A 12,753-nucleotide genomic window follows, 5' to 3' on the forward strand; every position below is an offset into this window, starting at 1 on the left:
GGGCGGTCCGGCAGTGCGTGCCCAGCTCCCGCGCCACATCGTCGGCGAATGCGTCGAACTGCTCCTGGGTGGCCACGGCCGGGGCGGAGGCCGGCGGCGAGGCGGAACTCCGGTTCGCGGTCGACTCGGTGAAGGGGTCCTGGCCGGTGCTGCCCGCGGCCTGGAGGAAGACCTCGCCGCCCTTGGAGCCGCCACCACCCGGACGGGCGAAGATCACCGCGAGGACCACGGCGACGACCACGGCGGCGCTGAGCGCGGCGACGCGGGGGACGGACTTCCACCACGGGGTGTGCGGGCCCTGGGGTGTGAAGCCGCCGTCCGGTGGCCCGGTGGGCGGCGGCCCGGACGGCGGCTGGGAGGATCCGGACAGTGGGCCGGAGGGCGGCCCGGTGGGGCGGCCGGAAGACGGAGGTTCGACGCTCACGAGCCCTTCCTCCCGTCGCGATGAGCGGCTTTGCCGGGCAGGTCCTGTTCGGTGCGGTCTGCCACGCTTCGACCTCATTGTGTGTCGCGGAGCCGCGAGGCCCGCAAGCCGACGCGGACGGCCCACCCGGCGGGCGGGGCGCTCGGCCGCTGCTTAGCGTGGCAGGCGTGAGCCCTCCGACCGTCACCGCGCGGCCCGTCGCCCGACACGGCTGGGCACAGGCCGTGGCCACGGTGCTGACCGGGGTGGCGGTGATGGTCCTGGTGGCCGCCCTGGGGCTGTGGGCGGCCGGCGCGACGGGCCTGCCGGCCGGGGCGTTCCCACGGGTGGTGGTCGCGACCGTGGTCACGGCGGTCGGCGGCAGCGTGGAGCTCGCCGGGAACGCGGGCGCGCTGGCCAGGACCGAGGCGGGTATCGCCGTGCTCCCGCTGTCGGTGACGCTCGCCGGCGCCCTGGTGATCGGTGCGGGCTTTCTGCGCCCGCTGCGGCACCGGGCGGTGGCCTCGGCCCGGGAACTGGCCGGCTGGGCCGTCCGGATCGCGGTGCTGTGGCTGCTCGTGCTGATCGGGCTGGGCCTCACCGCCCGGCAGACCTTCGCCGTCGACGTGGGCAGTGGCACCCTCAGCGATCTGACCGGTCTGTTCGACGTGGCGCCGCGGGTCGGGTTCAGCACGGACGTGCCGCTGACCGTGCTGTTCGGGTTGCTGTGGCTGGCCGGGGTGCTGCTGCTGTCGCTGCTGGTCGCACGCGGGGCCCCGCTGCCGGGGCGGCTGCTGCGCAGCCAGGAGTCGGTGCGCCCGGCGGCCCACGCGATGGTGGAGCTGCTGCTGGCGTACGTCGTCGTCGGCCTCGTCACCGCGCTGGTCACGGCGGCCACCCGCGGGAACGCCCCGACGACCTTCGCGCTCATCCTGCTCGGCCTGCCGAACCTGGCGTGGCCGGCCCTGACCATCGGCATGGGGGCGACCTGGAACGGCCGGGTGGACGGTCCCTTCGGCCTGCCGATGCCGCACATCCTCGACCGGATCCTGCGCACCCCGGACGTCTCCGAGCTGAACCTGGGCTCGCTGACCGGCTACGACGGCCGGATGTGGTGGCTGCTGGTGGCCGCCGCGGTCCTGCTGCTCGCCGCGGCCTTCCGGATGGCGGTGTGCTCACCGGCCCGGATCCGCCTGTGGCAGCACGCCGTCCATCTGGCCGTCGCGCTGGCCCTGACCGTCCTGATGATCTGTCTCCTGTGCCGGATCTCGGCGCACTACGGGCTGTCCCTGCTGGGCATCGGCGACCTGGGCGGCGGCCTGTCCGGAGAGGTGCTGCTCAGGCCGCAGTTGTGGGGGGCGGTGGGCCTGGGCGCGCTGTGGGGGCTGGTCACCGGCTTCCTGGGCGGCCTGCTGGCCCGTCCGGTGCGCCGCCGGGGCGAGGTGGCCGGGGCCCGGCCGTAGGGTCCCGGCCCGGTCAGCCCGGGGACGGCGGCCCGGAGGACTCCCGGTACACGGGTTCGGCCCAGTGCGGCGGGCGGGGGGCGGCGGGCACGGCGCGGTCCGGCTCCGTCGCGGTGCGTCCGGGTGCGGGCGCCGTGGTGGCCGTGCGCAGGGCGGCGACGAAGGCGAGGCAGGTGTCGTGGCGGCCGTCCGGGCTCTTGGCGAGGGCCTTGGCGAAGACGGTGTCGGCGGCCGGGTCGAGGCCGGCGCGCGCCCGGCTCGGCGGGGGCGGCTCGTCGTACTGGTGGGCCCACAGCAGGGCCATGTCGTCCTCGCGCTGGAAGGGCGGGCGGCCGGTGAGGGTCTCGTAGACGACGCAGGCGAGGCCGTAGACGTCGCAGCGGCCGTCGACCGGGCGGCCGGAGATCTGTTCGGGGGCCACGTAGTCGAGGGTGCCGACGAACTGGCCGACGCTGGTGAACCCGGTCAGGGACAGCGACTTCTTGGTGAGCCCGAAGTCGGTGAGGTACACGTGCTCGGGGTGGTCGCTGTCGGTGCCCTCGGCGACCAGGATGTTGCCGGGCTTGACGTCCCGGTGCACCAGCGCGTGGTCGTGGGCGGCGTCGAGAGCCGAGGCGACCTGCGCGGCGATCCGCACCGCGTCCGGCAGCGGCAGCGGTCCGCGACGGTCGAGCAGATGGCGCAGGTCGCTGCCGGAGACGTAGCGCATGGCGATGTAGAGCATGCCGTCCGTCTCGCCGGCCTCGAAGACGGGCACGATGTGGGGATGGTCGATCGCCGCGGCCACCCGGGACTCGTGGGTGAAGCGCTGCCGGAAGGTGTCGTTGCGGGCGAGTTCGGGGGCGAGCAGCTTCAGGGCGACCGTGCGGTCCAGGCGCAGGTCGCGGGCGCGGTAGACGACGGCCATGCCACCGCGCCCGATCTCGCTCTCGACCAGGTAGTTCGCCACCCGGCGGCCGACCAGTTCCGAGGGGCGCCCGGAGAACAGGCTGGTCTCGTGTGCCATCAGCGCTCACTCTCGGGCGCCACCAGCCGGGTCGGGGCGTGCCCGGGGTCGTCGGCGCCGGTGACCGCCCGGTCGGTGGCGTAGGTGGTCAGCCGCCGGCCGTCGCCGTACACCCACCGCTCCTCCTCGACGTCGTAGAGCCACATGGCCTCTCCGTCGACCACGAGTCCGATCCTGAGGTCCCGGGTGCGGTCCGCGAAGGCCTCGCCGTCGAGGGTGCCGGCGGCGAGTTCCTCCACGGCCGCCCGGTAGCCGGCGAGGGCCTGTTCGGCGCGGGCCAGCAGGGGGCGCGGATCGGCGCCGCCGTCGGGTCCGGGACCGCCGGCGGCGGGCGGGTCCTCGGGTACGGCGACCAGCCGGCGGCCGTCGACCCAGGCGGCCCAGCCGTTTGCGCAGCGGATGTGCGCCCAGTCGCCGCGCCGCTCCACGAGCTGGACCGGCAGCAGCGGGTCGAGGGGCGCGGTGGGCCGGGCCGGGTCGGGGGCGTCCCAGGCGGCCAGGCCGCGCGGCGGGACGACGTGCGTGGGACGGAATCCGGGAGTGGTCATCGCGCCGTCTACCTCCGCATCACGGCCGGCTCGTGCCGACGCAGCAGCCGGGCCACCGCGAGGCCGTAGAGCACGGACAGCACCAGCAGCATGGCCAGGTCGAACAGCCAGACGCCCGCCGAGTGCCGGAGCAGGGGGTCGGCGGTGAGCGAGCCGGGCACGATCCGGGCCAGCCCGACCGTGCCGGCCATGGCGCCGAGCGCCCAGCGGGCGGGCACCAGCCAGGACAGCTGTTCGAGACCGGGCACGCCGTGCAGGGGCAGGAGGGCGCCGCAGAAGACGACCTGGACGATGGCGAGCAGCACCAGCAGCGGCATCGTCACCTCTTCCTTGCGCACCAGTGCGGAGATCAGCAGGCCGAGCATCATGGACGTGAACGCCAGCAGGGCCACGGCGAGGGTGATCTCGGCGAGCGGCGGCAGGAGGACCCCCTTGCCACCGGGGGCGTTCAGGTCGACGCCGAGGAGCGCGACGAGGGTGAGGACGACGGCCTGGGCGACCGTGACCGTGCCGAGCACCACCACCTTGGACATCAGATAGGCGGACCGGGGCAGCCCCACGGCGCGTTCACGCTGGTAGACGACGCGCTCCTTGACCAGTTCGCGGACCGCGTTGGCGGCGCCGGTCAGCACCGCGCCGACGCACAGGATGAGCAGCGCGTTCATCGCGGTGTCCCGGGTGAGCCGGCCGCCCGCCAGGGCCCGGGCCATGGCGCCCATCACGAACGGCAGGGCGATCATGATGAGCAGGAAGGTGCGGTCGGCGCTCAGGACGGCCGTGTAGCGGCGCACCAGGGTGCCGAGCTGGGCGCCCCAGCCGCGCGGACGGGGCGGCGGCGCCGGGACCACGGGTGCCGGACCGGGGTGGTGCGGCCGGCTGGTGGCCTGGGCGACGTAGTGCCGGTGGAACGGCGACTCGTGGAACTCCCGCGCCCAGTCCCGGTCCCGGTCCCGGTCGAAGGCCTCGAAGGCCTCCGGCCACTGCTCGAAGCCGAAGAAGGCGAGGGCGTCGCCGGGCGGGCCGTAGTACGCGACCGTGCCGCCGGGGGCCAGCACGAGCAGGCGGTCGCAGACGCTGAGGCTGAGGACGCTGTGGGTGACCACGACGACCGTGCGGCCGTCGTCGGCGAGGCCGCGCAGCATGTGCATCACCGAGCGGTCCATGCCGGGGTCGAGTCCGGAGGTCGGTTCGTCCAGGAAGAGCAGCGAGGGCTTGGTGAGCAGTTCCAGGGCCACGCTGACCCGTTTGCGCTGCCCGCCGGAGAGCCGGTGCACCGGCTGCTCGGCGCGCTGCTCCAGGCCGAGTTCCCGGATGACCTCGTCCACCCGGGCACGCCGTTCGGACTTGGCGGTGTCCTCGGGGAAGCGCAGCTCGGCGGCGTAGGAGAGGGCGGCGCGCACGGTGAGCTGGGGGTGCAGGATGTCGTCCTGCGGGACCAGGCCGATGCGCTGGCGCAGTTCGGCGTAGTCGCGGTAGAGGTCGCGGCCGTCGTACAGGACGGTGCCGCGGTCGGCGGGGCGCTGCCCGGTCAGGGCGTTCAGCAGCGTGGACTTGCCCGCGCCGCTCGGTCCGACCACGGCGAGCAGGCACTTCTCGCCCACCGGGAAGGAGACGTGGTCGAGCAGGGTCTTCCGGCCGCCGTCGACGGTGACGGTCAGGTCCTGCACGTCCAGGGAGACCTCGCCGGTGTCGACGTACTCCTGGAGTTCGCCGTCGGCCAGGCAGAAGGCCGAGTGCCCGATGCCGATGATGTCGCCGGGGCCGACGGGGGCGCGGGTGACCGGGCGGCCGTTGACGTAGGTGCGGTTGTGGCTGCCCAGGTCGACGATCTCGTAGCCGCCGTCGGCGCGGGCGCGCAGTTCGGCGTGTCTGCGGGAGACGATCAGGTCGTCCACGACCAGGTCGTTGTCGGGGGCGCGGCCGATGCGCACGGTGCGCGCGGGCGACAGCGGACGGACGCTGGAGGGCCGGCGGAAGGTGCCGGTGAGGTCGGGCGCCGAGACCGCCGAGGGGCGGTCGGGGGCGGGCTCCGGGGGGCGGAGCAGGAGGGCGCGGGGGCCGTCGGTGGGGTTGCCGAAGCGGATCTCGCTGCCGGGCCCGACGTCCTGGCGCCGGATCCGGCGGCCGTCGGCGTAGGTGCCGTTGGTGCTCTGCCGGTCGGCGACGGTCCAGTGGCCGTGGTCGCAGCGCAGGACGGCGTGGTGCCACGAGACCCGGGCATCGTCGAGGACGATGTCGCTCAACGGGTCGCGTCCGACGTGGTAGTCGTGGCCCGGGCTCATCACCGTGGAGCCCGTGTCGGTCTCCACGACGAGTTCGGGCGCTGTCGGGGCGATCTGTCGCTCCGCCATGACCAGAATTGTACTGATTCACCCCCATGTGCGCCCGTTCGGTCACGGTGGGTGCGAGTTCTGCGGACACGTGTCAGGCGACGGGCACGACAAGCGCCGGGAGGGTGCGCTGCATGCGCAGCGCGTCGATGGACTCGGCGAGCAGTTCGTACTCGGTGGTGTCGTCGCTGGCGGCGATCCGCACCAGCCGCCCGCCCGCCAACTCGTCCGCGATCTGCTCCTGCCGGCCGTCGTCGGCGCACCAGGCGCGCAGCAGGGCGGGCACGTCGGCCACCGTGTCCGCGACCGGCACCAGCGCCCCGGCCGGGAAGGCGCCCTCGTCCGGGCTCGGGTCGAGCCGCTCGGCGATCCAGGACGCGCGGTCGCGCAGCCACCACAGCGCCAGCGCCAGGGTGGGCGCGCGATAGGTGCCCAGCGGTACGCCGATGCGCCGGCCGTCGCACATGCCGTACGCCGTGACATGGCACAGGAACTCGTCGTGCACGTCTCACTCCCCCGTCGCTTCGCCGGTGTGCCGGCCGGTCCTCGCTCTCCGTGCGGCTCCTGTGCGGTGAAGTGCCCCTGACGTTCGAGTATCTGCACTCCCGAAACACTGTCACCACGACTTTCCGGCCAGTCTCTTGGCATATTCATCGCCCTTTCCGGCCGAAATGTGCCCGGGGCGGGGCAGCACCCCGGCATGACCTCGGAGGTAATCGACCCGCCCCGCAGCCCTCCGGCATGGTGGTCACACCGGATCGGGCGAGCCCCGGGCCCGGGACCCGACCAGCACAGACGACCTCGATGGAGGCTGATTCACCATGTCCGTGAACACCGACCGCTACGAGACCGCCGCCGCCCGTTACTTCGAGGCCTGGAACGCCACCGAGCCGGAGGCCCTGAAGAAGGCGGTGGCCGCCGCGTGGACCGCGGACGGCGGCTACACCGACCCGCTCGCCGACGTCCGCGGGCACGAGGGCGTCGCGGCCGTGATCGCGGCGGCCCACGAGCAGTTCCCGGGGTTCGTCTTCCGCCCGCTCGGCGCGGTGGACGGGCACCACGACACCGCGCGCTTCGGCTGGGAGCTGGTGAACGAGGCCGACGGCTCGGCGCCGGTGGCCGGGTTCGACGTGGTCACCCTGGACGCCGAGGGCCGTATCCGCCAGGTGCTGGGGTTCCTGGACCGGGTGCCGGCGGGCGCCTGACGGCGCCCGGCGATGAGTCCCGCCGCGCGCGGCGGTCTGTGCCGGTGACCGATCCGGTACGGACGAGCGCGCGCGGAGGAACACCATGGAGACGAGCCGGCGAGTGGACGCGGAATTCACCGCGGTCCTGCGCAGAAGCCCGGGCAAGGGCGGCTGGACCTATGTCGTGTGGCCCGGGTCCGTCGCCTTCTTCGGCACCCGGGGCCTGGTCAAGGTGCGCGGCACGGTCGACGGCCGCCCCTTCCGGAGTTCCTTCATGGCCCTCGGCGACGGCACGCACAAGCTGCCCGTGACGGCCGAGGTCCGCAGGGCGATCGGCAAGGAGGAGGGCGACACGGTGACCGTGCGCGTCGAGGAGCGGCTCAGCTCCTGACCGACTCCCGGTAGCGGCGGGGCGCGACGCCGGTCGTGCGTTTGAAGGCGTTGCTGAAGGCGCTCTCGGAGGAGTAGCCGACCGAGCGGGCCAGCGCGGCCACCGGGGTGGAGTCCTGCCGCAGGGCACGGGCGGCCAGGCTCATGCGCCAGTTCTGCAGATAGGTGAGGGGAGGCACCCCGGCGGCCTCCCGGAAGCGGACCGCGAAGGTGGTCCGGGACATCGCGGCGGCCCGGGCCAGTTCCTCCAGCCGCCACGGGTGGGCCGGGTCGGCGTGCATCAGGCGCAGGGCGGGGGCCAGCCGCTCGTCCGCCAGCGCCCGCAGCCAGCCGGGCGGCAGCCCGTCGGCCTCGTCGAGACAGGCCCTCAGCACCTGGACGAACATCAGCTGGGCCAGGTGGTCGCCGGTGAAGGCGGAACCGGCGCGGCCGCCGGTCATCTCCTCGATGAGCTGCCCGGTGAGCCAGCGCAGCACCGGCGCCTCGGCCGCGCCGGAGCGCAGGTGGAGGAGCCCGGGCAGGGCCCGGCGCAGCAGGTCGCCGCTCACCGGGCTGAGGTCGATGTGCCCGGAGACGCACACCACCTCCGCGCCCCCGCCGAGCGCCCCCATGCCGGTGCGCGGGTCGATGTCCACCTCGCCCGGGTCGCTGGGCGTGAGCCCGGGTTCGCTGCACAGGACGTACGACCGCTGCCCGTCGGAGACGACGACGTCGCCCTCGGACAACGCCACGGGTTCGGCCGCGCCCTCGGCGACGAGCAGGCAGCCGCCCCGGGCGAGGACGTTCACCTTCACCTTGTCGCGGCCCCGGAGGCGGATCGCCCACCGGCCGCCGGCCGTGAAGCCGCCGGAGAACACCCCGCGGGCATCGGCGACGGCCAGGGCTTCGGAGAGGGGGTCGGCGTCCATGCCCGAACTATCGCGCAAGTAGCACGCACTCTCAAGCATTCATCGTACGGACGCTCGCGCCTACGGTGGGGGCATGGCCCACTTCGAGGAGACACCCCCCATGACCACCGCACAGCGTCCCCTCCCCTCCGGCTTCGGTGCCGCGACCACCGCCGAGGAGGTGATCAGGGGCGTCGACCTGACCGGCAGGACCGCGATCGTGACCGGCGGCTACTCGGGCATCGGCTTGGAGACGAGCCGTGCGCTGCGGGCGGCGGGCGCCGAGGTCGTCGTACCGGCCCGGGACCCGGAGCGGGCCCGTGCCGCGCTGAAGGAGCTGGACGGCGTCGAGGTCGAGCCGATGGACCTGATCGACCCGGCCTCCGTCGACGCCTTCGCCGAGACGTTCCTGGCCTCCGGGCGCCCGCTGCACATCCTGGTGAACAACGCCGGGATCATGGCGACACCGCTGCGGCGGGACGCGCGGGGCCACGAGGCGCAGTTCGCGACGAACCACCTCGGGCACTTCCGGCTGACGGACCGGCTGTGGCCCGCTCTGGTGGCGGCGGGCGGGGCACGGGTGGTGGCGCTCTCCTCGCGGGGGCACCGCTTCTCCCCCGTCGTCTTCGAGGACCTGCACTTCGAGCACCGGGCCTACGAGCCGTTCCTGGCCTACGGCCAGTCGAAGACGGCCAACGTCCTCTTCGCCGTCGAGCTGGACCGGCGGGGGCGGGCGGAGGGGGTGCGGGCCTTCGCCGTGCATCCCGGGCGCATCGTCGACACCGGGCTCGCCAAGTACCTCGACCAGGACACCCTGCGGGCCATGGGCAGCCTCGACGCCGAGGGCCGCCCGGTGCGGGACCCCGCCCGCCAGATGAAGACGGTCCAGCAGGGCGCGGCCACCGGCGTCTGGTGCGCGACCGCCGAGCTGCTCACCGGGCGGGGCGGGGTCTACTGCGAGAACACCGACATCAGCCCCCTGGTGGCGGACGAGGTCTCCTGGAAGGCCGACGAGTCGGCGCCTGGCGTGCTGCCGTACGCGATCGACCCGGAGGCGGCGGCCCGCCTGTGGGAGACCAGCGAACGGCTCATCGCCTGACGGCGGCTGCCGCCGGGCCTTGGCGGCGGACGGCTCGCCACTCCGACAGCGGCCGGCGCCGGACCCGGGCGGCGAGCAGTTCACCCGGTGAAGAGCCTCAGCCCTTCACGATCCCGTCGATGCGCGCCAGCTCCTCCGCGTCGAAGTCCAGGTTGCGGATGGCGCCGACGCTGTCCTCGAGCTGGCGGGGGCTGCTGGCGCCGACCAGCGCGGAGGTGACGCGGCCGCCGCGCAGCACCCAGGCCAGGGCCAGCTGGGCCAGGGTCTGGCCGCGGGACTTGGCGATCTCGTCGAGGGCGCGCAGCCGGCCGACCAGGTCCTCGGTGACGGCGTCCGAGTTCAGGAAGGGGCTGTCGCTCGCGGCCCGGGAGTCCTCCGGGATGCCGTCGAGGTAGCGGCCGGTGAGCAGGCCCTGCTCCAGCGGGGAGTAGACGATGGAGCCGACCTGGAGCTCGTCCAGGGCGTCGAGCAGGCCCTCGTCCTCCGGGCGCCGGTCGAGCATCGAGTAGCGCGGCTGGTGGATGAGGAGCGGGGTGCCGAGGTCGGCGAGGACGCGGGCGGCCTCGCGGGTCTGCTCGGCGGAGTAGTTGGAGACGCCGACGTAGAGCGCCTTGCCCTGCTGCACCGCCGTGTGCAGGGCGCCCATCGTCTCCTCCAGCGGAGTGTCCGGGTCGGGGCGGTGCGAGTAGAAGACGTCGACGTAGTCCAGGCCCATGCGCGCGAGGCTCTGGTCAAGCGAGGACAGCAGGTACTTGCGCGAGCCCCATTCGCCGTAGGGGCCGGGCCACATCAGGTAGCCGGCCTTGGTGGAGACGACCAGCTCGTCGCGGTACGGCGCGAAGTCCGCCCTGAGGGCCTCGCCGAGCGCGGACTCGGCGGCGCCGGGCGGCGGGCCGTAGTTGTTGGCCAGGTCGAAGTGGGTGACGCCGAGGTCGAAGGCGCGGCGCAGGATCGCGCGCTGGGTCTCCACGGGCCGGTCGGGGCCGAAGTTGTGCCACAGGCCGAGCGACAGCGCGGGGAGCTTCAGTCCGCTGCGTCCGGTGCGCCGGTAGGGCATGTCGGCGTAGCGGTCGGAATGTGCGGTGTACAACGCGACTCCAGAGGGGTGGACACAGGATCTACCGGTTCCACTCTTCCCCGGGCGCGGTACAGCGGTCCAACAGAAGAATCCGATGGAATTGTGCGGCTAGGCTTCTCAATCATGGAATTGCGTCATCTCCAGCACTTCGTCGCGGTCGCCGAGGACCAGCACTTCACCCGGGCCGCGGAACGCCTGATGGTGTCCCAGTCGGGCCTGTCCGCGTCCATCAGGGCGCTGGAGCGGGAGCTGCGGGCGCCGTTGTTCGTGCGCACCACCCGGCGGGTGACGCTCACCGAGGCGGGGCGGGCGCTGCTGGTGGAGGCCGAGCGGATCCTCGCGCAGGTGCGCTCGGCGCACGAGGCGGTGGCCGCGGTGCAGGGCGTGCTGCGCGGCACGCTGGCGCTGGGCACCGAGCAGTGCATCGCCGGGGTGCATGTGGCGCGGCTGCTGGCGGCCTTCCGGGGCCGGCACCCGGACGTGGAGATCCGGCTGCGGCAGGCGGGCTCGGGCGCGCTGGCCGAGGAGGTCGCGGCCGGGCGGCTCGACCTCGCCTTCGCCTACCGCACCCAGGCGGACACCGACCAGCTGCGCTCGGTGTCCCTGACGAGTGAGCCGATGACCGTGCTGTGCCACCCCAGCCACCGTCTCGCCGCGGCGGCGGCCGTGCTCGCGCCGGACGACCTCGACGGGGAGGTCTTCGTCGACTTCCACCCGGACTGGGGGCCGCGCCGCACCACCGACACCGCCTTCGCCGCGGCCGGCGTGCGGCGCACGGTCGCGCTGGAGGTCAACGACGTGCACAGCCTGCTGGACCTGGTCGACGAGAACCTGGGGATCGCGGTCGTGCCCCGCCACTTCCGGCACAAGCGGCCCTCGCTGGCGGCGCTCCCACTGAAGGGCACGGGCGAGGCGCAGTACGAGACCGTGGCCCTGCTGCCGCCGGAGCGGGCCACCAGTCCCGCCGCCCGCGCGCTCGTGACCCTGCTCGAAACAGAGGGCCTGGCACCACCCCGGGAGGGGTTCCAGGCCTCCTGACTCCGGGCGCCCGCCGCCGCAGACTCATGACCGTCGGTGACCCCGAGGACGGTCAGGAGCAGGGCAGATGACGGAACACACACGGCGGACGGTGCTGCGCGGGGCGGCCGGACTCGTCGCGGCGGGGGCGCTCACCGGACCGGCGGCGCCCCGGGCGGCGGCGCGGGGCGCGCAGGCGCACGGGACGGAGGGGCATCTCCCGTTCCTGGAAGGGGCGTTCGCGCCGGTCACCGAGGAGCTGACGGCCTTCGACCTGCCGGTCACCGGCCGCGTCCCGCGCTCGCTGAACGGCCGCTACCTGCGCAACGGCCCCAACGTCATGGGCCTGGAGGACCCCCGCGCGCACCACTGGATGACCGGCGACGGCATGGTGCACGGGGTGCGGCTGCGCGACGGCAGGGCGGAGTGGTACCGCAACCGCTGGGTGCGCTCCTCGCAGGTCGCGCAGAAGCTCGGCGAGCCGTACCGGGGCCCCGTGCCGCCGGACGACTTCGCGTGCAACACGCACGTGATCCCGTACCGGGGACGGATCCTCGCCCTCCAGGAGAGCGGTCCGCTGCCGTACGAGCTCGACGGCGAACTCGGCACCGCCGGCACGTACGACTTCGGCGGCACCCTGGAGGGCGCGTTCACCGCGCACACCAAGTTCGACGCGCACGCCGGAGAGCTGCACGCGATCGCCTACTACCCGACCTGGGACCACGTGCGGCACCTCGTCGTGGACCCGGCGGGACGGGTCGCGCGCACCACGCGGATCCCGGTCGCGGACGCGCCCATGATGCACGACTTCGCGCTCACCGAACGGCATGTGGTGGTCGTCGACATGCCGGTCACCTTCGATGCCGAGGCCGCCGGGCGGGGCGCCCCGGTGCCGTACGTCTGGAACCGGGAGCACCCCACGCGCGTGGGGGTCATGCCGCGGGCCGGCGGCCCGGTGCGCTGGTTCGGGATCGAGCCGGTGTTCTACTCCCACACGCTCAACGCCTATGCCGAGGGCGACTGCGTGGTCGTGGACCTGACCACCTACCCGGCGCCCTTCCAGGTCGCCGGGCCGGGGACCGACGGGCCTCGCGCGGTGGGCACACCGGGGCTCGAACGCTGGACGATCGACCCGCGGCGCGGACAGGTGCGGCAGCGGGTCGTGGACGACCGGCCGCAGGAGTTCCCGCGCGTGAACGAGTCCCTGGTGTCCCGGCGCCACCGGTACGGCTATGCCGCGGCGGCCGCCGAGATGACGCGCGCGTATCTGGCGCCGGACGCCACGCCGCCCGACCGCGCCTTCTCCGACGCGCTCGTCAAGCACGACCTGTCGCGCGGGACGGCC

At 74.0% G+C, this 12,753-nt stretch carries 12 protein-coding genes and 1 pseudogene; 6 read left to right on the forward strand and 7 right to left on the reverse strand.

All coding sequences use genetic code 11. The features are described from left to right. Positions 1 to 424, reverse strand: a pseudogene (locus ACWEN3_RS27540) (DUF6777 domain-containing protein); the annotation flags it as partial. Positions 425 to 591: 167 nt separating this feature from the next. On the opposite strand from ACWEN3_RS27540, the gene ACWEN3_RS27545 reads away from it, so the two are divergent. Continuing rightward, complete coding sequence (locus tag ACWEN3_RS27545) at positions 592 to 1,866, forward strand: streptophobe family protein (RefSeq protein ID WP_452976109.1); 1,275 nt, start codon at positions 592 to 594, stop codon at positions 1,864 to 1,866. 13 nt (positions 1,867 to 1,879) lie between these two features. Here ACWEN3_RS27545 and ACWEN3_RS27550 read toward each other — a convergent pair whose 3' ends face one another. The 4 genes from ACWEN3_RS27550 to ACWEN3_RS27565 form a co-directional block, all read right to left on the reverse strand. Continuing rightward, entirely contained in the window at positions 1,880 to 2,872 is a 993-nt protein-coding gene (locus tag ACWEN3_RS27550) for a serine/threonine-protein kinase (protein WP_452976111.1), read from the reverse strand. Beyond that, positions 2,872 to 3,420: a hypothetical protein gene (locus tag ACWEN3_RS27555; RefSeq protein WP_452976113.1), complete on the reverse strand. Its 549-nt coding sequence runs from the start codon at positions 3,418 to 3,420 to the stop codon at positions 2,872 to 2,874. Before ACWEN3_RS27555 ends, ACWEN3_RS27550 begins: the two co-directional genes overlap by 1 nt. Before the next feature lie 8 nt (positions 3,421 to 3,428). Continuing rightward, positions 3,429 to 5,771 carry an FHA domain-containing protein gene (locus ACWEN3_RS27560; RefSeq protein WP_452976115.1) on the reverse strand — a complete coding sequence of 781 codons (2,343 nt, stop codon included), beginning with the start codon at positions 5,769 to 5,771 and terminating at the stop codon, positions 3,429 to 3,431. Positions 5,772 to 5,844: 73 nt separating this feature from the next. After that, positions 5,845 to 6,255 carry a hypothetical protein gene (locus tag ACWEN3_RS27565; RefSeq protein ID WP_452976117.1) on the reverse strand — a complete coding sequence of 137 codons (411 nt, stop codon included), beginning with the start codon at positions 6,253 to 6,255 and terminating at the stop codon, positions 5,845 to 5,847. A 316-nt stretch (positions 6,256 to 6,571) separates the two neighbouring features. On the opposite strand from ACWEN3_RS27565, the gene ACWEN3_RS27570 reads away from it, so the two are divergent. Both ACWEN3_RS27570 and ACWEN3_RS27575 read left to right on the forward strand, forming a co-directional pair. Beyond that, positions 6,572 to 6,955 carry a nuclear transport factor 2 family protein gene (locus tag ACWEN3_RS27570; RefSeq protein ID WP_452976119.1) on the forward strand — a complete coding sequence of 128 codons (384 nt, stop codon included), beginning with the start codon at positions 6,572 to 6,574 and terminating at the stop codon, positions 6,953 to 6,955. An 85-nt stretch (positions 6,956 to 7,040) separates the two neighbouring features. After that, positions 7,041 to 7,328, forward strand: coding sequence for a DUF1905 domain-containing protein (locus tag ACWEN3_RS27575; RefSeq protein WP_452976121.1), 288 nt, complete (start codon positions 7,041 to 7,043; stop codon positions 7,326 to 7,328). Here the strand turns inward: ACWEN3_RS27575 and ACWEN3_RS27580 are convergent. Further along, positions 7,318 to 8,235, reverse strand: coding sequence for an AraC family transcriptional regulator (locus ACWEN3_RS27580; RefSeq protein ID WP_452976123.1), 918 nt, complete (start codon positions 8,233 to 8,235; stop codon positions 7,318 to 7,320). The genes ACWEN3_RS27575 and ACWEN3_RS27580 overlap by 11 nt on opposite strands. Positions 8,236 to 8,335: 100 nt before the next feature. Between ACWEN3_RS27580 and ACWEN3_RS27585 the strand changes: the two genes are divergently transcribed. Continuing rightward, on the forward strand, positions 8,336 to 9,313 hold the full coding sequence (locus tag ACWEN3_RS27585; protein ID WP_452976125.1) for an oxidoreductase: 978 nt from the start codon (positions 8,336 to 8,338) through the stop codon (positions 9,311 to 9,313). 97 nt (positions 9,314 to 9,410) lie between these two features. On the opposite strand, the gene mgrA is transcribed toward ACWEN3_RS27585, so the two are convergent. After that, positions 9,411 to 10,403, reverse strand: coding sequence for an L-glyceraldehyde 3-phosphate reductase (mgrA, locus tag ACWEN3_RS27590; protein WP_452976127.1), 993 nt, complete (start codon positions 10,401 to 10,403; stop codon positions 9,411 to 9,413). A gap of 111 nt (positions 10,404 to 10,514) precedes the next feature. Between mgrA and ACWEN3_RS27595 the strand changes: the two genes are divergently transcribed. Beyond that, on the forward strand, positions 10,515 to 11,429 hold the full coding sequence (locus ACWEN3_RS27595; RefSeq protein WP_452976129.1) for a LysR family transcriptional regulator: 915 nt from the start codon (positions 10,515 to 10,517) through the stop codon (positions 11,427 to 11,429). Positions 11,430 to 11,496: 67 nt separating this feature from the next. After that, positions 11,497 to 12,753, forward strand: a 1,257-nt coding sequence (locus ACWEN3_RS27600) for a carotenoid oxygenase family protein (RefSeq protein ID WP_452976131.1), incomplete at its 3' end; no start/stop codon positions are given.

The sequence above is a fragment of the Streptomyces sp. NPDC004561 genome, assembly GCF_053602155.1.

What these genes read in the sequence shown, in the direction of transcription:
- ACWEN3_RS27550 (WP_452976111.1), bottom strand. Translation starts at nt 2,872, where the DNA reads ATGGCACACGAGACCAGCCTGTTCTCCGGGCGCCCCTCGGAACTGGTC.
- ACWEN3_RS27560 (WP_452976115.1), bottom strand. Translation starts at nt 5,771, where the DNA reads ATGGCGGAGCGACAGATCGCCCCGACAGCGCCCGAACTCGTCGTGGAG.
- ACWEN3_RS27585 (WP_452976125.1), top strand. Translation starts at nt 8,336, where the DNA reads ATGACCACCGCACAGCGTCCCCTCCCCTCCGGCTTCGGTGCCGCGACC.
- ACWEN3_RS27575 (WP_452976121.1), top strand. Translation starts at nt 7,041, where the DNA reads ATGGAGACGAGCCGGCGAGTGGACGCGGAATTCACCGCGGTCCTGCGC.
- ACWEN3_RS27570 (WP_452976119.1), top strand. Translation starts at nt 6,572, where the DNA reads ATGTCCGTGAACACCGACCGCTACGAGACCGCCGCCGCCCGTTACTTC.
- ACWEN3_RS27580 (WP_452976123.1), bottom strand. Translation starts at nt 8,235, where the DNA reads ATGGACGCCGACCCCCTCTCCGAAGCCCTGGCCGTCGCCGATGCCCGC.
- ACWEN3_RS27595 (WP_452976129.1), top strand. Translation starts at nt 10,515, where the DNA reads ATGGAATTGCGTCATCTCCAGCACTTCGTCGCGGTCGCCGAGGACCAG.
- ACWEN3_RS27555 (WP_452976113.1), bottom strand. Translation starts at nt 3,420, where the DNA reads ATGACCACTCCCGGATTCCGTCCCACGCACGTCGTCCCGCCGCGCGGC.